This is a genomic window from Inquilinus sp. OTU3971 (genome assembly GCF_038440215.1).
This window is the reverse complement of sequence record NZ_JASATH010000017.1, coordinates 1-18339: the sequence shown is the minus strand read 5'-3', so window position 1 is coordinate 18339 and position 18339 is coordinate 1. Positions and strand designations below refer to the sequence as shown.

The 18339-nt window shown below is 67.6% G+C and carries 17 protein-coding genes and 1 riboswitch; of the genes, 7 read left to right on the top strand and 10 right to left on the bottom strand.

Going from position 1 to position 18339, the window contains the following annotated elements; genetic code table 11:
* Nucleotides 1–18 precede the first annotated feature (18 nt).
* On the top strand, nt 19–687 hold the full coding sequence (locus AAHM41_RS06555) for a class I SAM-dependent methyltransferase (protein ID WP_342235718.1): 669 nt from the start codon (nt 19–21) through the stop codon (nt 685–687).
* Here the strand turns inward: AAHM41_RS06555 and thiQ are convergent.
* From thiQ to thiB, 3 genes are all read right to left on the bottom strand, one after another.
* Entirely contained in the window at nt 684–1406 is a 723-nt protein-coding gene (thiQ, locus tag AAHM41_RS06550; RefSeq protein ID WP_342235717.1) for a thiamine ABC transporter ATP-binding protein, read from the bottom strand. The genes AAHM41_RS06555 and thiQ overlap by 4 nt on opposite strands.
* Nucleotides 1387–2970 carry a thiamine/thiamine pyrophosphate ABC transporter permease gene (thiP, locus tag AAHM41_RS06545; protein WP_342235716.1) on the bottom strand — a complete coding sequence of 528 codons (1584 nt, stop codon included), beginning with the start codon at nt 2968–2970 and terminating at the stop codon, nt 1387–1389. The genes thiQ and thiP overlap by 20 nt, the downstream gene beginning before the upstream one ends.
* Nucleotides 2971–3157: 187 nt before the next feature.
* The gene (thiB, locus tag AAHM41_RS06540) at nt 3158–4159 is read right to left on the bottom strand and encodes a thiamine ABC transporter substrate binding subunit (RefSeq protein WP_342235715.1); all 1002 of its coding nucleotides are present in this window, start codon (nt 4157–4159) and stop codon (nt 3158–3160) included.
* 54 nt (nt 4160–4213) lie between these two features.
* A riboswitch (TPP riboswitch) is annotated at nt 4214–4317 on the bottom strand.
* 124 nt (nt 4318–4441) lie between these two features.
* On the opposite strand from thiB, the gene AAHM41_RS06535 reads away from it, so the two are divergent.
* Nucleotides 4442–5110: a peroxiredoxin gene (locus AAHM41_RS06535; protein ID WP_342235714.1), complete on the top strand. Its 669-nt coding sequence runs from the start codon at nt 4442–4444 to the stop codon at nt 5108–5110.
* 84 nt (nt 5111–5194) lie between these two features.
* Here the strand turns inward: AAHM41_RS06535 and AAHM41_RS06530 are convergent, their stop codons facing one another.
* From AAHM41_RS06530 to AAHM41_RS06500, 7 genes are all read right to left on the bottom strand, one after another.
* Nucleotides 5195–6943 carry a GmrSD restriction endonuclease domain-containing protein gene (locus AAHM41_RS06530; protein WP_342235713.1) on the bottom strand — a complete coding sequence of 583 codons (1749 nt, stop codon included), beginning with the start codon at nt 6941–6943 and terminating at the stop codon, nt 5195–5197.
* 198 nt (nt 6944–7141) lie between these two features.
* Nucleotides 7142–8080 (bottom strand): acetamidase/formamidase family protein, encoded by a 939-nt coding sequence (locus tag AAHM41_RS06525; protein ID WP_342235712.1) that lies wholly within the window; start codon nt 8078–8080, stop codon nt 7142–7144.
* A gap of 70 nt (nt 8081–8150) precedes the next feature.
* On the bottom strand, nt 8151–9002 hold the full coding sequence (locus AAHM41_RS06520; protein WP_342235711.1) for a carbohydrate ABC transporter permease: 852 nt from the start codon (nt 9000–9002) through the stop codon (nt 8151–8153).
* Nucleotides 9003–9006: 4 nt separating this feature from the next.
* On the bottom strand, nt 9007–9948 hold the full coding sequence (locus tag AAHM41_RS06515) for a carbohydrate ABC transporter permease (RefSeq protein ID WP_342235710.1): 942 nt from the start codon (nt 9946–9948) through the stop codon (nt 9007–9009).
* A gap of 148 nt (nt 9949–10096) precedes the next feature.
* On the bottom strand, nt 10097–11365 hold the full coding sequence (locus tag AAHM41_RS06510) for an ABC transporter substrate-binding protein (protein ID WP_342235709.1): 1269 nt from the start codon (nt 11363–11365) through the stop codon (nt 10097–10099).
* A 28-nt stretch (nt 11366–11393) separates the two neighbouring features.
* The gene (locus tag AAHM41_RS06505; protein ID WP_342235708.1) at nt 11394–12572 is read right to left on the bottom strand and encodes a PLP-dependent transferase; all 1179 of its coding nucleotides are present in this window, start codon (nt 12570–12572) and stop codon (nt 11394–11396) included.
* Entirely contained in the window at nt 12569–13297 is a 729-nt protein-coding gene (locus AAHM41_RS06500; protein WP_342235707.1) for a FadR/GntR family transcriptional regulator, read from the bottom strand. The genes AAHM41_RS06505 and AAHM41_RS06500 overlap by 4 nt, the downstream gene beginning before the upstream one ends.
* A gap of 149 nt (nt 13298–13446) precedes the next feature.
* Here AAHM41_RS06500 and AAHM41_RS06495 point away from each other — a divergent pair, with 149 nt between their 5' ends.
* From AAHM41_RS06495 to AAHM41_RS06475, 5 genes are all read left to right on the top strand, one after another.
* A complete protein-coding gene (locus AAHM41_RS06495) occupies nt 13447–14283 on the top strand; it encodes a lytic transglycosylase domain-containing protein (RefSeq protein WP_342235706.1) in 837 nt (278 codons plus the stop codon).
* 63 nt (nt 14284–14346) lie between these two features.
* Nucleotides 14347–14985: an OmpA family protein gene (locus tag AAHM41_RS06490; RefSeq protein ID WP_342235705.1), complete on the top strand. Its 639-nt coding sequence runs from the start codon at nt 14347–14349 to the stop codon at nt 14983–14985.
* 115 nt (nt 14986–15100) lie between these two features.
* Entirely contained in the window at nt 15101–16069 is a 969-nt protein-coding gene (locus AAHM41_RS06485; RefSeq protein WP_342235704.1) for a thiamine pyrophosphate-dependent dehydrogenase E1 component subunit alpha, read from the top strand.
* A 12-nt stretch (nt 16070–16081) separates the two neighbouring features.
* Nucleotides 16082–17113, top strand: coding sequence for an alpha-ketoacid dehydrogenase subunit beta (locus AAHM41_RS06480; protein WP_342235703.1), 1032 nt, complete (start codon nt 16082–16084; stop codon nt 17111–17113).
* Entirely contained in the window at nt 17110–18228 is a 1119-nt protein-coding gene (locus tag AAHM41_RS06475; protein WP_342235702.1) for an acetoin dehydrogenase dihydrolipoyllysine-residue acetyltransferase subunit, read from the top strand. The genes AAHM41_RS06480 and AAHM41_RS06475 overlap by 4 nt, the downstream gene beginning before the upstream one ends.
* Nucleotides 18229–18339: the final 111 nt, after the last annotated feature.

The following is an 18339-nucleotide window of genomic DNA, read 5'->3' as shown; positions in this document are numbered from 1 at the left end:
ACAGCGGCGAGGCACGCGATGTATGACTACGACGCCCAGTACCGGCGCCTGCGGACGGCGGGAAAGCCCGGATGGGCCGGCGATCATTGCGAGCGCGCGGCAGCTAGGATGAGCGAGACGCTGGATCGGCTCGAGCGCGAGGGCGGCCTGCCAGCGCCGCCGGCCCGGATGCTCGAGCTTGGTTGCGGCAACGGGCTGTCCTCGTTTCTGCTGGCCGGAAAGGGGTACGAGGTCCACGGCATCGATATCGCCGGGACTGCCGTGGCCTGGGCGCGGGAGCGGTTTGCAGCGGCAGGACTCCTCGGATTATTCCATCAGGGTACCGTCTGCCGCATGCCCATCTTCACTGACGGCTCCTTCGACATCGTGTTCGACGGCAGCTGCCTGCACTGCCTGATCGGTGGTGACCGGGGCCTTTGCCTCGCCGAGATCCGCCGCATCCTGCAGCCCGATGGCGCGTTTGTCGTCAGCACCATGTGCGGAGAGCCCCGCTCCGACGACGCCCGGGCTCGCTTCGATCCGCAGATGTACTGCCTCATGCGGGACGGTCGTCCCTACCGGACTCTGAAGTCCCTGGCAGCGATCGAGATCGAGCTTGCGGAAGCGGGGTTCGCCGTCCGGGACCGCAGCGTGCGCGTCAACCCGTGGTGGGACCACGCCACGCTGGTCTGTGGCCGGGCCGGCTAGCCCGCCGGCCCCACATAGCCGAGATAATCGGCGATCTCCGGCAGCGGCGGGCGGGTCAGCAGCTCGGTCGCCGGGCCGGTGGCGGCAATGCGGCCATCCTCGATGAAGGCGGCCTGCACATCGATGCCGGGCAGGGCGTCGAGCTGGTGGCTGACCATCAGCACGGTCAAACCGCGCTCCTGCCGCAGCCGGTCGACCAGTTGCACCATCTCGCGCCGCTGCGCCGGGCCCAGCGCGGCGAAGGGCTCGTCCAGCAGCAGGATCGGGCGGTCGCGCACCAGGCTGCGGGCCAAAGCGACGCGCTGGCGCTCGCCGCCGGACAGCTCGGCCGGCCGGCGCGCCTCCAGCCCCGACAGGTCGACATGGGCCAGAGCCTCTTGCACCCGCGCCGTCTCGGCCGGGCTCAGCCGCCCGGGGTGCAGGCCCAGGGCCACGTTCTTCGCCGCCGTGAGATGCGGGAACAGGTTGTGGTCCTGGAACAGGGTGGTGACGGGCCGGGCCGCCGGCGGCAGGCCGAGCGCATCGCGCCCGAGCAGGCGCAAGCTGCCGGACAGCGGCGCCTCGAAGCCGGCGATCAGGTTCAGGAGCGTGCTCTTGCCGGCGCCGCTGGGCCCGAACAGCACGACGAAGGCGCCGGCCTCGACCGCCAGGTCGAAGCGCATCTCCATCGCCTCGTAGCGATAGGTCAGGCCCTCGATCTCAATCGCGTGTGTGGCCACCGAAGATCCTCTCGATCAGGCCGAACAGGGCCAGCCCCATCAGCACCAGCAGCAGCACGACGGTCGACGCCTCCTGCAGCCGGTAGGCGCCGAGCAGCTGCGCCACCAGCACCGGCAGGGTCTCGTTGCCGTCGCGGCCGAACAGGGCGGGGGCGCCGAGGTCGCCGAAGGCCAGGCCCGCCGCGATCGCCATGGCGAAGCCGGCCGGCCGGCGCAGCAGCGGCCATTCCACCAGCCTGAGGCGTGCCCAGCCGGACAGGCCGAGGCTGTCGGCCAGCCTGCCATGGCGGTGCTGGGCCAGCTCGGCGGCGCCGACCAGCAGGCGCAGCACGAAGGGCAGGGCCATCAGCGCGTTGATCACGGCGATGATCGGCAGCGCCCAGCGCCGCAGGTCGGCGGTGCCGAGCAGCATGACGAACAGGCCGGCGCCGAGCGCCAGCGGCGGCACCACCAGCACCACCGTGCCGCTCAGCTCGAACAACCGCGCCAGACGGCGCCGCCGGCGGCCGATGCGCAGCACGGCGATGCTGTGCGCCAGGGCCCAGCCCAGCACCAAAGCGAGCGTGGCGGCACCGAGGGCCACGGCCAGGCTGCGCCCGGCGGCGTGCCACAAGGCGGCGCTGGACAGGATCGGCTTGCCGATGCCGCCCAGGCCTTCGACCAGGATCGCCACCAGCGGCAGCAGCACGAAGCCGGCGGCCAGGACCAGCGCGGCGGTGTCGATCACTCGGGCCGCTGCCGTGTGTCCATCACCGCGCAGCACCGGGCGGCCGATTCCGCCCTCATCGGCGACCCGGCCGGTCAGCCGCATTGCCGCCAGCACCAAGAGGGCGCAGAGGGCGACCTGCAGCAGCGACAGGGCGACGGCGCGGCCGGGATCGAAGTCGAAGCGCAGCGCCTGGTAGATCGCGATCTCGATGGTGGCCGAGGCCGGGCCGCCGCCGAGCGTCAGGACCACGGCGAAGCTGGTGAAGCACAGCAGGAAAACCAGGGCAGCGAGGCCGGGCAGCTGGCGCCGCAGCATCGGCCATTCGACCAGCCGGAACAGGTCGGCGCCGCGCAGCCCCAGCATCGAGGCCAGGCGCCAGCTCTCGGCCGGGATCGTGCCCCAGGCCGCGAGCAGGACGCGCACGGCGAAGGGCATGTTGAAGAACACATGCGCCAGCAGGATGCCGGTCAGGCCGTAGATGTTGGGGCGGATGGTCAGCCCCAGCGCCGCGAACAGGTCGGCGAGCAGGCCGGACCGGCCGAATACGGTGAGGATGCCGAAGGCGCCGGCCACCGCCGGCACGATCATCGGCAGGCCGAACAGGCGCAGCAGCAGGGTGCGGCCGGGGAAGCGTCGGCGCGACAGGGCGCGGGCCACCGGGATGGCGATGGCGACGCTGATCACGGCCGACAGCCCGGCCTGCAGCGCGGTGAAGCGCAGCACCGACCAGAGATAGGGGTCGGCCCAGACGGACAGCAGGTCGAACTCGGACGCGGCGCGGAAGAGGCCGGTCGCCGCGGTGGCGATCAGCGCCAGGATGGCGAGCAGGGCCAGCAGGCCGGGAAGAGAGCTCATCCGGAGGGATCGGCGGACACGTCCGGCGCCGGCTTCCCCCTCACCCGAAATCGCAATGCGATTTCGACCTCTCCCCAAGGAGAGGAGAAAGGGGCGGCGCTCGGTTTCCCTCTCCTCGGGGAGAGGGAGGGGCCCGCCGCGTTGGCGGCGGGAGGGTGAGGAGGTGGCTCGGCCCAAGGGCTCTGTCTTACTTGCTGGTCGCCTGCAGCCATTCGGCGATCCAGGCGGCGCGGTTGGCCGCGACCTCCTCCGGCGGATACAGCAGGGCCTTGTCCGGGGTCGGCAGGGCCTTGTAGGCGTCGGGCAGGCCAGCCTTCGGCGTCACCGCCGGATACATCCATTGGGTGGTCGGCAGCAGGTCCTGGAACGCCGGGCTCAGCATGAAGGCGAGGAACTTGTCGGCCAGCTCGGGATGCTGCGACGAGGCCAGCTTGGCCGCGACCTCGACCTGCAGGTAGTTGCCCTCGCTGAACACCGCGGCGCCGACATTGCTGTCGTTCTCCGCGATCACGTGATAGGGCGGCGAGGTCAGGTAGCTGAAGGTCATCGGCACTTCGCCCTTGCGGAACAGGCCGTAGCTCTCGCTCCAGCCCGGGGTGACGGTGAGGATGCGCGGCTTCAGCTTCGCCCAGGCCTCGGGTGCCTTGTCGCCATAGACTTGCTTCACCCACAGCAATAGCCCGAGGCCCGGCGTGCTGGTGCGCGGGTCCTGGATGGTCAGCTCGAGGTCGCTGGCCTCGACCAGGTCGTGCAGGCTCTGCGGCGGGTTCGGCACCTTGGTCTTGTCGTAGACGAAGGCGAAGTAGCTCCAGTCGAAAGGCACGAAGACCGGGTCGGTCCAGGCCACCGGCAGCGACAGCCCGTCGAGCTTTTGGCCATGCGGCGCAAACAGGCCGGTCGCGGTGGCCTCGGCGGTCAGGTTGGTGTCGAGACCCAGCACCACGTCGGCCTGGCTCGACTTGCCCTCCAGCTTCAGCCGCGACAGCAGGGCGACGCCGTCCTCGACCGAGGTGAACTCGACCGTGCAGCCGCATTCGGCCTCGAAGGCCTTCTTCACCTGCGGCCCCGGCCCCCATTCGGCGGTGAAGGATTCATAGGTGTAGACCTTGAGCACCGGGGTCTCGGCCGCAGCCGGGCCGGCAACGGCGGAGGTCAGGGCCGTCAGCAGGACGGCGGCAAACAGGCGCATCGCGTTTCCTCCGCAGGGTCGAAGCGGGGCGGAGCGAGGGATGTGCCGATGCCTGAGGCGTCGTCTCTCGCTCCCTCCGCCGGCATGACCCGGATCAGGTTCGTCGGGTTGACGCTGACGCGCCTCTCAGCCCCGTTCGGGCACCCCGGCAAGACGCGCGCATCATCGTGGCGCGCTCTGTCTGTGTCAACGAGGTGACAGGCCCCCTGCGGCAAGGCTCCTGGTGACACCGGCCTCGCGACGGGGTAAAATTACACAATTAACGATAACTGGAGGTAAAAAATGGCCGGACCGCTCGCGATTGGTGAGGACGCGCCCGATTTCGAAGTCGAGACCACCGAGGGGCGGATCCGCTTCCACGACTGGCTCGGCTCGTCCTGGGGCGTGCTGTTCTCCCACCCCAAGGACTTCACCCCGGTGTGCACCACCGAGCTCGGCGCCGTGGCCAAGCTGAAGCCGGAGTTCGACCGCCGCGACGTCAAGGTGATCGGCCTCAGCGCCGACCCGGTCGACCGGCATGAGAGCTGGGCCCAGGACATCAAGGAAACCCAGGGTTACGCCCCAAACTTCCCGGTGATCGCCGATTCCGAGCTCGTCGTCTCCAAGCTCTACGGCATGCTGCCGGCCGATGCCGGCACCACCTCGGAGGGCCGCACCGCGGTCAACAACCAGACCGTGCGCAACGTCTACGTCGTCGGGCCGGACAAGAAGATCAAGCTGGTGATCTCCTACCCGATGACCACCGGCCGCAACTTCGACGAGGTGCTGCGGGTGATCGATTCGCTGCAGTTGACCGCCAAGCACAAGGTGGCGACGCCGGCCGACTGGAAGAACGGCGAGGACGTCATCATCGTCACCTCGGTCTCGGACGAGGAGGCCAAGCAGAAGTTCCCGGCCGGCTTCAAGACGCTGAAGCCTTACCTGCGCACCGTTGCACAGCCCAAGGACTGAGGCCGATCCGCAACGCCCCGGGCCCGACAGGGTCCGGGGATTGTCCACAAACTCTATGGCAGCTATCAGCGCTCGGTGGCTCGTTCAAACGCTTTCGCTTGGCCAATTCCGACCCTCGCCCAGTGCCTTGAACGCGTTTCGGATTGCTTCAGCTCGCTTGCGCAGGAAGGCTTGGTAGTCCGATCGGATTTTGCTCTCGCGTTCTGCGGCGGCCTCGATTTGTGCGTATCCACCGACCTTTAACTCATCAAAGGGCACCATGTGAGACCGCAGCCGATCGCGGACCACTGCCTCGCCAAGATCGGCTCGATCGACCCTTTCCGAAAGGTATTTCAAAGGTTCCTTGGCGGAAATGTTTCGGTTGGTGTTCATTGTGATCAAAATGCAGTTGAGTGCACGGCTTCGTTCCCATCCGGGAAGTTGGCCGTCATCGCGAAGAAGAGAGTCCGGGAAGAGGTGATGATATTCCCGGTTCGCTAGTCGCTGGCGCGTGGCTTGATTGCCGTCAGCAATGTCGAATGCGCCAGCCTTGATCGACGCAGCCAAGATAGCGCGCGCAAGAGTCTCTTTGCGTTTTGGCCATCCGGCCTGGATCAATTCGTCGATGGTCGGCAGCGGATAGTCGGTCTCGTTGAAGACCGGTACGGCATTCCGCAATCCGCAGCCGAGAAAGAAGTCCCGGAGGGCGCGATAGTCCTGAAGCGATCGCGTGGAAGAGGCGTTCTCATATCGAGCCGTGATGAAGGACCGCCATACATACGATCGTATCGCCGCTCTTGCGTTGCCGTATTCGTCAAGCTCTCTCGGTAGATACTTATACAGCGCTGCTAGGACCGGCATTATAGTCACGGTCGGAAGACGTTGGTCATCAAAGACGCATTCTTCCTCCAGGACCTGGACCGCCCACTTGATGCCGTCCGCGATCTCGTCCCATGTAGAGTCAATGTCCGTAAGGTCGAGCTGGAAGAAACTGGCTTGGGCCGGAACCCGGTCTGCCCTCAATGCAGCGGTTTGAAGCGCAATTTGCTCAGGTGAGACGTAGCTTTCCAACGCAGGGCACTTCTCCCGCAGATCTATCATGAGGGCATGCATCGACTTGCCGGTGCGCGCCTCAAATTGCGCGACGATGACGTCGAAAGCATTGAGCGGCACAGCGGACGTGTTCATCTTTACGAACACGTCCAACGCCGTAGGAGGCTTCGTTCCGACATCCAATACGAGCATCGGCAAATTGAAGCGCTTCATCTTGTCTTGCAGATCGCGAAGCGCGCCCTCCAAATTCCTGCTCGCCTGCAGGTCGCCATTCACGGCTTGATCGCACCACTGCTGCCGAACAGCGGAAATATCCGATGGCTGGAGCAGTGATACGGGAGCCATGCCGCGCGAATATACCTCAACGGTGTCATCCGCCCAAACTGGGAACCGGCGCTGATCCTTGTTTAGCCACCGCTTGACTCGGACAATGCGCGACGGCGTGACACCATCTTCGTCGGGTTGCGGCTCCTTGAGCTGAACGAAGAATGTCACGTCGGGATATAGATCATGAAGGCTGCGCCATAACGCCGTAAGTCGCTGTTGGCCATCGAGCAGATGTTCGGTGCATCGCTCAACAGGATCAGGGGCACCTGCGAGAGGCCGCGTAACGAATGGCTCCTTCTCACCAATTTCTAGAACGAGGGTTGAGCCGACCGGCAATTCCCGCAAGATCGAATCTATGAGAGCTGCGACGTTCTCATACTCCCAGGCTTCAAGGCGCTGGAAGCGAGGTAGTCGCAACTGGCCGGTTCGAATCCGATTGAACCATGTCTCGATAGTCCGATCTCTTGCCTGCATCCCCAACCCCCAATAGCTCAGAAAAATGAAATGTCCTTCCCAATCAGGGCGGCGCCGTTGCGATCCGTCCAGCAGAACCGCACGGAAGTCGCGCTATGGCGCCGGCCGTCTCAATCTCGGCGCCCATTGAGTTATCGCTCGTGCCGGGGCACCTCCGAAAAATCAATACACATATGAAGTATGATATTTGCCACTAAATCATCGGCTCAACAAATCCTTCGCCATCATCATGTGCACGCCCTTGCAGCCGTTCACGGTCTGGGTGATGCGCAGGTCGCCGGCCAGGCTGCACAGGGTGTAGGCGTCGTAGCGCGACAGGCCGGCGGTCTCGCCGAGCAGCACGATCATGTCGCGCAGCGCCATCTCGGCGCAGCGGTCGAGGTCCGGGTCCATCCCCATGGTGATGTGGTGGGTCGGGGTCTCGGCGCGGGGATAGGCGAAGCTCAGGTCGTCGCGGACGATCAGCTGGAAGGTGCCCCGCAGCGCCGTCTCGATCGCGGTGATGCAGACCTCGCCGTCGCCCTGCGCGCCGTGGCCGTCGCCGCAGGAGAACAGGGCGCCGTCGTTGAACACCGGCAGATAGAGCGTGGTGCCGGCGACCAGCTCCTTGTTGTCGATGTTGCCGGCATTGGCGCGCGGCTGGATCGAGCTGATCCGGCCCCAGCCCTTCGGCGGCGCCACGCCCATGACGCCGAAGAAGGGCTTGAGCGGCAGATCCAGCCCCCAGGGCAGGCGGGCGGTGCCGCGCTCGGCGTCGAGCGGGATGTTGAGGAGGCGCGACTCCTCGAAATCATAGGGCAGGGTGCCGGCCAGCGGCCGGATCACGTTGTAGCCCCAGTCCTGGCGCAGCGCGACGTCGAGAATCCGCACCTCCAGCACCCGGCCGGGCCGGGCGCCACGGACCGCGACCGGGCCGGTCAGGATATGGCCGGGCGTCGAGCGGTCGCAGCGCTGATGGATCTCGTGGATCTCGGGCGGGATGTGGAAATCGCCCTTCGGCAGCACCTCCGGCCCGCCATTGACAGTGTCGATCACGACCGTGTCGCCGCTGTCGACCGTCAGCACCGGCTCCCGCGCGGCGTCGAAATAGCCCCAGGCACAGGTGTCGGCCGACGCGGGCACATGGTGTCGCGGCATGATCATTCCCTCCGGTGGCGCCAACACGCTCGGCCGTTTCGGCGCCCCGTTCAAGCCCCGAGGGAACGGCTCAGCCCTTCACGGCGCCGGCGGTCAGCCCCTGGACGAGATAGCGCTGGATCACGGCGAAGAAGATGCAGACCGGGATCAGCGCCAGCACCGAGGCCGCGGTCATCTGCCCCCAGTCGACGCCGAACTTGGCGACGAAGGTCAAGAGGCCGACGGCGAAGGTCTTCTGGCTGTCGGAGTTGATCAGCATCAGCGCGAACAGCAGCTCGCTCCAGGCCGCGGTGAAGACGAAGCCCAGCGTCGCGCCCATGCCCGGCAGGGTCAGCGGCAGCACCACCCGGCGCAGCGCCTGGAAGCGGCTGCAGCCGTCGATCATCGCCGCCTCCTCCAGGTCCTTCGGGATGGCGTCGAAGAAGGACTGCATCAGGAAGGTGGCGAAGGCGACGTTGAAGGCGCTGTAGATGACGATCAGCCCCATCAGGTTGTTGGTCAGGCCGAGCGGCGCCATCAGCCGGTAGACCGGCGGGATGATCATCACCAGCGGGAAGGTCTGGGTCAGCAGCAGCACGAACATCACCGCCGGCTTGGCCTTGAAGCGGAAGCGCGAGAAGGCGTAGCCGGAGGCCGAGGCGCAGAGCGTCACCACCGCCGCGGTGGCGATCGAGACGATGACGCTGTTCAGGAAATAGCGTGGGAAGTTGCTGGCGGTCAGCACCGAGCTGAAATTCGCCAGCGTCCATTCCGACGGCCAGAAGGTGATGCCTTCGGAGAACAAAAGCTGGGTCGGGGTGACCGAGATCTTGATCAGCCAGTACAGCGGGAACAGCGCGAACAGCAGATAGGCGCCGATGCCGAGGTAGAAGCCGGTGCCGCCGGCGAGGCGGCCGAGGGGCGAGCGTCCGACGACGGTCATGGTCTCATTGCCCCGCGAGCAGGCTCTTGCGCATCCGGATCAGGATCGCGGCGTAGAGCAGGAGGAGAAGCAGCAGCACCGTCGCCACGGCCGAGGCGTAGCCGAAATTCAGCCGCGAGAAGGCCTGGGCGAAGATGTAGGTCGACAGGATGCTGGTGGCGTTGGCCGGGCCGCCATTGGTCATCACCCAGATCAGGTCGGCGAAGGTGGCGATCCAGATCGTGCGCAGCAGTACGGTGATGGCGATGGTCGGCGCCAGGAACGGGATGGTGATCTTCGTGAAGCGCTGCCAGGCCGAGGCACCGTCGATCGCCGCCGCCTCGTAGTAGTCGCCCGGGATCGCCTGCAGCGCCGCCAGCAGGGTGATGGCGAAGAACGGGATGCCGAACCAGATGTTGGCCAGGATCGGGCCCCACATCGCCAGGTCCGGGTCGGACAGGATGTTCAGCGGCTCCGGCAGCAGCCCGAGATCGGCCATCCAGTAGGGCAGGGGCCCGACCACCGGGTTGAACAGCCAGGCGAAGACCAGGCCGGACAGGAAGGTCGGTACCGCCCAGGGCAGGAACACCAGCGCCTGGGTCAGCCGCTTCCCCGGGAAGTCCCGGTTCAGCAGCAAAGCCAGGCCGAGGCCACCGAAGAACTGGAACACCAGGCTGCCGACGGTCCACCACACGGTGTTCTTCAGCGCCCGCCAGAAGTTCGGGTCGCCGAGCAGCGTCTCGAAGTTCTTCAGCCCGATCCAGGTGCTTTTCCCGAACGGCCCGAAATTCTGGAAGGCATAGGACAGCCCGACGATCAGCGGCACCAGCATGCTGAGCGTCAGGAGGATGATGGCCGGGCTGAGATAGAGCCAGGGCTCCAGCGCATTGCCCAGCGCGCGGCGGAAAGATCCCGGGCGGGCGCCCGGGATCGCATGGGTCACGGTCATGTGAGCCGTCTTGTCCATTCATCGTCAGCCCGGGCGCAGCGCAGCACGAAGTGATGCGCTGCAGAACCGGGATCTCGCCGGAGCCGCGCTGAGATCCCGTGTCTGCGCAGCAGCACTTCGTGCCGCAGCGCGCACGGGATGACGGCCAGCGCTCCGACGGCAGGTATCACTTCTTGCCGGCCAGGAACTTCTGCTGCGCGGCGGTGAGGTAGTCCGCCCACTCCTTGGCGACGTCGGCGGCCGGCTCCTGGCCCAGCAGGGCCTCCTGGAAGCTCTGCACCGACATCACGTCGAAGAAATAGCCGAACTCCTCGAGATGGGCCGGCCACGGGATCGGCTGCCACCGCGGGTCGTTCAGCTCCTGGAACCAGCCGGCATAGCGCTCGCCAGCGAAATGCTCGTCCTGCTCGGCGCCCTTGTGGATCGGCAGCACGCCGACGAACTTGGCCCATTCCTTGTTCTGGACGCTGTCGAGCAGGAAGGACATCAGCTTCCAGCTCTCCTCCTTGTGCTCGCTGTTGGCGAACATCGACCAGCCGGCATAGCCGATCGAGGGATAGGCGTGGCCACCGGGCCCGAGCGGCATCGGCGCCACCGCGAAATCCTCGGGCTTCATGTGGTCGAGGATGCCGATCATGGCGTCCGGATCATTGTCCAGCATCGCGCAGGTGCCGGAGTAGAAGCCGGTGACGGTCTCGTTGAAGCCCCAGTTCAGGCTGTCCTTCGGCGCGCCGCCGGCCTTGTACAGGTCGACCAGGAACTGCATGCCCTTGGCCGCGTCGGCGTCGCCGAGGGTCGAGGTGCCGTCGTCGTTGAAGAACTTGCCCTTGCCGTCCATGGTCAGCATGAAGAAGGCGGTGCCGCCGGTGCCGCCCTTGCCGCCGCGCAGGCAGTAGCCGGTCTTGCCGCCGCCCAGCGCCGCGATCTTCTTCGACACATCCATGAACTCGTCGAGCGTCTTCGGCGGCGCCGCGACACCGGCCTCCTGGAACAGCTTCTTGTTCCAGTACAGGCCGCGCAGATAGAAGCCGTAGGGCACCATGTAGGGGGTGTCGTTCACGGTCTTCGAGAACTGCACCGCCCGGTCGCCCAGGGTCTTGGCCTCATCCCATTTGGCGATGTAGGGGCCGAGGTCCTCGAGCTGGCCGTTGTTGGCGTAGAGCGACATCCAGCGCTCCGGCATCTCGGCGATGTCCGGGGTCTCGCCGGCCTGGACCATGGTCAGGAATTTTTCGAACGCCTCGCCCCAGGGCAGCGAGACGATCTCGACATGGACGCCGGGGTTGGCGGCCTCGAACTTGGCGATCTGGCCCTTCAGGAACTCGGTGCGCTGTGGGCTGGTGATGACCTCGACCAGCTTGAGGTTGGTGTCGGCCAGCGCCGGGCCGGCGAAGGCGATGGCGGCCAGACCGGCCAGGAGCAACAGACGTTTCATTTTTGCCTCCCTGTTTACAGAACGAAGATCAGTTCACGGAAGTATCGAGGGCGCGGGCGAGATCGGCCCACAGGTCCTCGGTGTCCTCGAGCCCCACGGCGAGCCGGACGATGCGCTGGGTGACCCCGAAATCGGCCATCGAGTTCGGCCCCTGCGCCTGGCGCAGCGAGGCGCGGGCCGGGACCACCAGGCTCTCATGCCCGCCCCAGCTGACGCCGAGCTTGAACAGCTTCAGCGCGTCGACCAGGCGTGGCACGTCGACCTGCTCCTCGACCTCGAAGGAGAACAGGCCGCTGTGGCCGGTCAGCGTGGCGCCGCCGGGGTGGTTGGAGAAGGCCGGGTGTAGCACCCGGGTGACCAGCGGATGGTCGGCCAGGCGGCGGGCGATGGTCAGGCCGCTCTCCTGGTGCTGGCGCATGCGCAGCGGCAGGGTGCGCATGCCGCGGATCAGCAGCCAGGCCTCGAAGGGCGACAGCTTGCCGCCGAGATAGGGGTGGGTCAGGTCGTTGACCCGGGCCAGGCGCTCGGCCGACCCGGCGATCACCCCGGCCACCGTGTCGCTGTGCCCCGACAGGTATTTCGAGGCCGAGTGCACCACCAGGTCGACGCCGTGCCTGATCGGCTGCTGGAACAGCGGCGTGGCCCAGGAATTGTCGATGATCGTGGCCACGCCCTGCGCCTTGGCCAGGGCCGCCAGCCGCCCGATCTCCTGCAGCTCGAACATCATCGAGGTCGGGTTCTCGAGATACAGCAGCTTGGCCCCGGGCAGCGCCGCCTCGACCGCGGCCGGGTCGCTCGCGTCGACATACTCCACCGTGATGCCGAGCCGCGGCAGCAGCTTCTCGAACAGTCGGTAGGCATCGCCATAGACATGGCGGGTGCACAGGATGCGGTCGCCGGACCCGGCGATGCTGAGCACCGCGGCGCTGATCGCCGCCATGCCGCTGGCGGTGCCGCGCGCCGCCTCGGCCCCCTCCAGCGCCGCCACCTTGCGCTCGAACTCCTGCACCGTCGGGTTGTCGCCGCGGGAATAGACCGGGCGCTTCACCTGGCCGGAGAACGCCGCCTCCATCTCCGCATAGCTGGCGAAGGTGAACAGCGAGGTCTGGTAGATCGGCGGCACCACCGCGCCCGCGGGGAAACTGTCGTCATGCGCCAGGGTCGTGGCGGCCGCATAGGCGTCGGGCATTGGGAAATCGTCGGTCATCGGGTCCGTCTGCGGTCGGCGTCTCGGATGTCCTCATCGACCATGTCGATGATGGTCAGCGCGGCGTTGCGCGCGGCGTCCGGGTCGCGCCGGACGATCGCGTCATACATCACGCGGTGATAGGGGAAGGTGCGCCCGGCGAAATCCGGCATGTCCAGCGGGTTCTCCCAGAAGCGGTGGAAGGCGTCCCGCATGGTCGCCAGGATCTGCCCGAAGATCGGGTTCTCGGTGGCGCGGAAGATCGACTGGTGGAACTCCCAGTCCTGCTCGGGCGCGTCGCCGTACTTCGTGTGATGCGCTTCCATGACGTCGAGGCGGCGGCCGATCTCGGCGATCTGCTCAGGCGTCGCCCGGCGGGCGCAGATCGCCGCGGCCTCGCCCTCCAGCGCCCGGCGCACCTCCAGCGTGTGCAAGAGCGTGGCGACGTCCGAGGTGCGGTCGATGGTCAACGGCCGATGGATGCTGGCGGTCGACACCGGCACCTTCAGATAGGTGCCGCTGCCCTTGCGCATCTCGACGATGCCCAGCCCTTCCCAGCGCTTCAACGCCTCGCGCACGGTGGAGCGGCTGACCTGCAGCTGCTCCGCCAGGTCGCGCTCCGGCGGCAGCCTTTCGCCGGGCTTGATGCCGGTGCGCTCGACATGCTCCGCGATCGCCGCCAAGGCCGCCTCGTCACGCGTCGGCGTGCGGATCGGCGACAGGGAGGAGCGAAGGCGGGTGGACATCGAGGGGCGGCAGTGTCTGCGCAGTGGATCGGCAAAATTGGTCTGACATCCCGACCACTTTGAGCGAATGCATTGAATGCCGTCAATATCGGTTTGTCGCCGCGCCGCCCGCGGGTACAAATCGCAACATCGTTGCGAGGTGGTCCGAGATGCGCGTGCGGTCATGGGGCTGGATCGGGGTCGTCTGGACCCTGCTGTCCTGTGGGGCCGCAGCCGCGGCGCAGGACGAGACGGTCGAGCAGGCGGTGTGCCGGCTGATCGAGCAGTCCGCCGCCGCCGAGAACCTGCCGCTGGAGTTCTTCACCCGGCTGATCTGGAAGGAGAGCCGGTTCCGGCCGCGCGCGGTCAGCCCGAAGGGGGCGCAGGGCGTGGCCCAGTTCATGCCCGGCACGGCCAAGATGCGCGACCTGGCGGATCCGTTCGACCCGGAGACGGCGTTGCCCGCCTCCGCCGCCTTCCTGGCCGAGCTGCGCGACCAGTTCGGCAATCTCGGCCTCGCCGCCGCCGGCTACAATGCCGGCCCGAACCGGGTCGTGAGCTGGGTCGGCGGCCGCGGCTTCCTGCCGCTGGAGACCGAGGACTATGTGCTGTTCGTCACCAAGCGCCCGGCCGACGAATGGGTGCCGAAGGCGGATGGCAGCGTGCCGACCTTCGACGGCATCCCGAAGCCCTGCCTGGAGATCCTGGCGTCGCTGAGGACCGAGGCGGACCGGGACGAGCTGGTGTCGCCGACCGCGCCCTGGCATGTCCAGATCGCCGGCAACTTCTCCAAGGGCCGGGCGCTGGCCTCGTACAACCGCGTCCGCCGGCGCTTCCCGCAGCTGATGGCGGAGATCCAGCCGATGATCGTCGGCACGCGGATGCTCAGCATGGGGACGCGGCGCTTCTACCGGGTCAGCGTGCCGGCCCAGAGCCGGGCCGAGGGCAACCAGTTCTGCACCCGCCTGCGCCGGGCCGGCGGCGCCTGCATCGTGCTGCGGAACTGAGCGGGGCTTGAAGAAGCCACGTTTCGCGCCGATCCTCACTCCACTGCCTGCGAGGAGGATGCCATGCGTTTCCCGAAATGCCTGATCGTGATCGGCCTGGCCGCGTCGGTCGCGTCGTGCCAGTTCGACAGCGCGCCGAACACGATCGGCGGGGCGGCCGCCGGCGGTTTGGCCGGGGCCGGCATCGGCGCCCTGGTCAGCGGCGGCAACCGGGGCACGGGCGCCCTGATCGGCGCCGGCGTCGGCGCGCTCGCCGGCGGCGCCATCGGCAACTACATGGACCGACAGCAGGCCGATCTGCGGCGCAACCTAGCCGGCACCGGCATCGATGTCACCCGCCGTGGCGACAACCTGATCGTGGACATCCCGGGCGACGTCACCTTCGCCACCGATTCCGCGACCATCAAGCCGGCATTCTACGGCCCGCTCGACAGCGTCGCGGCGACGCTGAACCAGTACACCAACACCTATATCGACGTGGTCGGCCACACCGACAACACCGGCTCGGCCGAGTACAATCAGCGGCTGTCGGAGGCGCGGGCGCGCTCGGTCGCCGACTACATCTCCTCGCGCGGGGTCTATCCGCCGCGGATCAACATCGGCGGCGCCGGCGAGGCCCAGCCGATCGCCACCAACGCCACCGCCGCTGGGCGGCAGGAGAACCGGCGGGTGGCGCTGACGATCCGGCCGAACGGCCAGTAACCCGGAGAGGGTTTCTTCGACCAAAGGCGGAGACGGTACGCGACGGGTTCCCAACCCGAAGCATGGCGCGTTAGGCTCATTGCCGGACATAAGATCCGCAACGGGAGGAACGGCCATGCAGCTGAGTCGCGACGACCTTTTGCGTGCCTATCGACAGATGCGCCTGATCCGGGAGTTCGAGGATCGGGTCCATCTCGAATTCGCCACCGGCGACATTCCTGGTTTCGTCCATCTCTATGCCGGTGAGGAGGCCAGCGCCGTCGGCGTCTGCCTGCACCTGACCGACCGCGATTCGATCGCCAGCACCCATCGCGGCCACGGCCACTGCATCGCCAAGGACTGCGATCCGGGGGCGATGATGAAGGAGATCTACGGCCGCAGGGACGGGCTGTGCGGCGGCAAGGGCGGGTCGATGCACATCGCCGACCTGTCTAAGGGCATGATGGGCGCCAACGGCATCGTCGGCGGCGGCCCGCCCTTGATCTGCGGCGCCGCGCTGGCGGCCAAGACGCTGGGCACCGGCGGCGTCGCCGTGTCCTTCACCGGCGACGGCGGCTCGAACCAGGGCACCACCTGCGAGGCGCTGAACCTGGCGACGGTCTGGAAGCTGCCGGCGATCTTCGTGTTCGAGAACAACGGCTATGCCGAGGCGACCTCGAGCAAATACTCGGTCAGCTGCAAGGACATCGTCGAACGGGCCCAGGCCTTCGGCATGCCCGGAATCATGGTCGACGGCCACGACTTCTTCGCGGTGTGGGAGGCCGCGCGGGAGGCCATCGAACGGGCGCGGTCGGGCGGCGGCCCGACCCTGATCGAGGTCAAGCTGAACCGCTACTACGGCCATTTCGAGGGCGACGCCCAGACTTACCGCGCCCCCGGCGAGGTCGACGCCATCCGGGCCCAGCGAGACAGCCTCGACCTGTTCCGCAACCGGGTCACCGAGGCCGGGCTGCTGGATGTTGCGCAGATGGAGGCCATCGACGCCGAGATCAGGCAGGCGATCGACCGCGCCGTGGTCGACGCCAAGGCCGCTGCGGTGCCGGGGCCGGCCGATCTTTTGACCGACGTCTACGTCTCGTATTGAGGGGGGCAGGGCATGAGCAGAAAGAGCTTCCGCCAGGCGGTCAACGAGGCGCTGGCGCAGGAGATGCGGCGCGACCCGCGCGTGATCCTGATGGGCGAGGATATCTCCGGCGGCTCCGGCGCGCCGGGCGAGCAGGACGCCTGGGGCGGGCCGCTCGGCGTCACCAAGGGCCTGTACAAGGAGTTCGGGCCTGCCCGTGTGCTCGACACGCCGATCACCGAAAGCGCCTTCATCGGTGCCGCGGCCGGCGCGGCGGCCAGCGGGCTGCGCCCCGTCGCCGAGCTGATGTTCGTCGACTTCATGGGCGTCTGCTTCGACCAGATCTTCAACCAGGCGGCCAAGTTCCGCTACATGTTCGGCGGCAAGGCGGTGACGCCGCTGACCATCCGCACCATGTACGGCGCCGGCTTCCGCGCCGCGGCCCAGCACAGCCAGTGCCTGTACCCGGTGTTCACCCATATCCCGGGGCTGAAATGCGTCATCCCGTCCTCGCCCTATGAGGCGAAGGGACTGCTGATCCAGGCGATCCGCGACGACGACCCGGTGATCTTCTTCGAGCACAAGGTGCTGTACGACATGGAGGAGGAGGTGCCGGACGAGCCCTACACCATCCCCTTCGGCGAGGCCAACCTGGTGCGCGAGGGCGAGGACGTCACCATCGTCGCCATCGGCCGCATGGTGCAGATGGCCAAGGCGGCGGCCGAGGCGCTGGCCAAGGAGGGCATCGACTGCACCATCATCGACCCGCGCACGACCTCGCCGCTGGACATGGACACGATCCTGGAGAGCGTGGAGGAGACCGGAAGGCTGGTGGTGGTGGACGAGGCCAGCCCGCGCTGCAACGTCGCCACCGACATCTCGGCCCAGGTGGCGGACCAGGCCTTCGGCGCGCTGAAGGCGCCGATCAAGATGGTGTCGCCGCCGCATGTGCCGGTGCCGTTCTCGGCGGCGCTGGAGGATCTGTACATCCCGAACGCCGACAAGGCGGCGGCGGCGGTGCGCACGGTGATGGGCGCGCCGGACCGGCGGGAGGCTGCCGAATGACCGGGACCATCCACCCGATCACCATGCCGAAATGGGGCCTGGCGATGACCGAGGGCCTGCTCGCCGCCTGGACGGCGGAGGAGGGGGCGCGGATCGAGCCGGGCACGGAGATCGTCGACATCGAGACCAGCAAGATCACCAACGCGCTGGAATCGACGGTCGCCGGCACGCTGCGCCGGCGGGTGGCCGAGGAGGGGCAGACCCTGCCGGTCGGCGCCCTGCTCGGCGTCGTGGTCGAGGGCGAGGTCGACGACGGCGAGCTCGACCGCTTCATCACGGCTTTCCAGGCGGAAGCTGCGGCGGCTGCCGAAAGCGCCGCCCCGCCGCCCGAGCCCAAGATCGTGCAGGCCGGCGGCCGGCCGGTCCGGGTGCTGGTGACGGGCGAGGGCGACGGCACGCCGGTGGTCCTGATCCACGGCTTCGGCGGCGACCTCAACAACTGGCTGTTCACCCAGCCGGCGCTGACCGGCCGCCCGGTGCACGCCATCGACCTGCCGGGCCATGGCGGCTCCGGCAAGGAGGTCGGCGCCGGCGATATCGCCGCGCTGTCCGCGGCGGTGCTGGCCTATCTCGACGCTGCCGGCATCGCCAGGGCGCATCTGGTCGGCCATTCCATGGGCGGGGCGGTGGCGCTGTCCCTGGCGCTGGACGCGCCGGACCGGGTGGCGTCGGCGACGCTGATCGCCCCGGCCGGCCTCGGGGCCGAGATCAATAGCGGCTACATCGACGGCTTCATCGGCGCGCAGAAGCGCAAGGACCTGAAGCCGCATCTCGAGGCGCTGTTCGCCGATCCCGAGCTGGTCACCCGCGACCTGGTTGAGGACGTGCTCAAGTACAAGCGCCTGGACGGGGTCGAGGCGGCGCTGAAGACGATCGCCGGCGCCTTCTTCCCCGGCGGCCGTCAGGCGGTGTCGCTGCGTGACCGGATCGGCGGCGCGAAAGTGCCGATCCAGGTGATCTGGGGCACCGCCGACGCGATCGTGCCGGCCGCCCATACCGACGGGCTGCCAACCGCGATCCCGGTGTACCGCTTCGACGGCAAGGGCCACATGGTCCATATGGAGGCGGCCGCCGAGGTGAACCGGCTGATCGAGGCGTTCATCCAGGACAGGTAGGTTGGGTTCGCGACAGCGAACCCGACATCGCATGGCCGGATCATGGAGGGAGTGCTGGGGTGGGCGCGGGGGGCCCCCCCCGCACGCGGCCGGCCAGAGCGGGGGTTTTGT

What these genes read in the sequence shown, in the direction of transcription:
- AAHM41_RS06555 (WP_342235718.1), top strand. Translation starts at nt 19, where the DNA reads ATGTATGACTACGACGCCCAGTACCGGCGCCTGCGGACGGCGGGAAAG.
- thiP (WP_342235716.1), bottom strand. Translation starts at nt 2,970, where the DNA reads ATGAGCTCTCTTCCCGGCCTGCTGGCCCTGCTCGCCATCCTGGCGCTG.
- thiB (WP_342235715.1), bottom strand. Translation starts at nt 4,159, where the DNA reads ATGCGCCTGTTTGCCGCCGTCCTGCTGACGGCCCTGACCTCCGCCGTT.
- AAHM41_RS06535 (WP_342235714.1), top strand. Translation starts at nt 4,442, where the DNA reads ATGGCCGGACCGCTCGCGATTGGTGAGGACGCGCCCGATTTCGAAGTC.
- AAHM41_RS06530 (WP_342235713.1), bottom strand. Translation starts at nt 6,943, where the DNA reads ATGCAGGCAAGAGATCGGACTATCGAGACATGGTTCAATCGGATTCGA.
- AAHM41_RS06525 (WP_342235712.1), bottom strand. Translation starts at nt 8,080, where the DNA reads ATGCCGCGACACCATGTGCCCGCGTCGGCCGACACCTGTGCCTGGGGC.
- AAHM41_RS06520 (WP_342235711.1), bottom strand. Translation starts at nt 9,002, where the DNA reads ATGACCGTCGTCGGACGCTCGCCCCTCGGCCGCCTCGCCGGCGGCACC.
- AAHM41_RS06515 (WP_342235710.1), bottom strand. Translation starts at nt 9,948, where the DNA reads ATGGACAAGACGGCTCACATGACCGTGACCCATGCGATCCCGGGCGCC.
- AAHM41_RS06510 (WP_342235709.1), bottom strand. Translation starts at nt 11,365, where the DNA reads ATGAAACGTCTGTTGCTCCTGGCCGGTCTGGCCGCCATCGCCTTCGCC.
- AAHM41_RS06505 (WP_342235708.1), bottom strand. Translation starts at nt 12,572, where the DNA reads ATGACCGACGATTTCCCAATGCCCGACGCCTATGCGGCCGCCACGACC.
- AAHM41_RS06500 (WP_342235707.1), bottom strand. Translation starts at nt 13,297, where the DNA reads ATGTCCACCCGCCTTCGCTCCTCCCTGTCGCCGATCCGCACGCCGACG.
- AAHM41_RS06495 (WP_342235706.1), top strand. Translation starts at nt 13,447, where the DNA reads ATGCGCGTGCGGTCATGGGGCTGGATCGGGGTCGTCTGGACCCTGCTG.
- AAHM41_RS06490 (WP_342235705.1), top strand. Translation starts at nt 14,347, where the DNA reads ATGCGTTTCCCGAAATGCCTGATCGTGATCGGCCTGGCCGCGTCGGTC.
- AAHM41_RS06485 (WP_342235704.1), top strand. Translation starts at nt 15,101, where the DNA reads ATGCAGCTGAGTCGCGACGACCTTTTGCGTGCCTATCGACAGATGCGC.
- AAHM41_RS06480 (WP_342235703.1), top strand. Translation starts at nt 16,082, where the DNA reads ATGAGCAGAAAGAGCTTCCGCCAGGCGGTCAACGAGGCGCTGGCGCAG.
- AAHM41_RS06475 (WP_342235702.1), top strand. Translation starts at nt 17,110, where the DNA reads ATGACCGGGACCATCCACCCGATCACCATGCCGAAATGGGGCCTGGCG.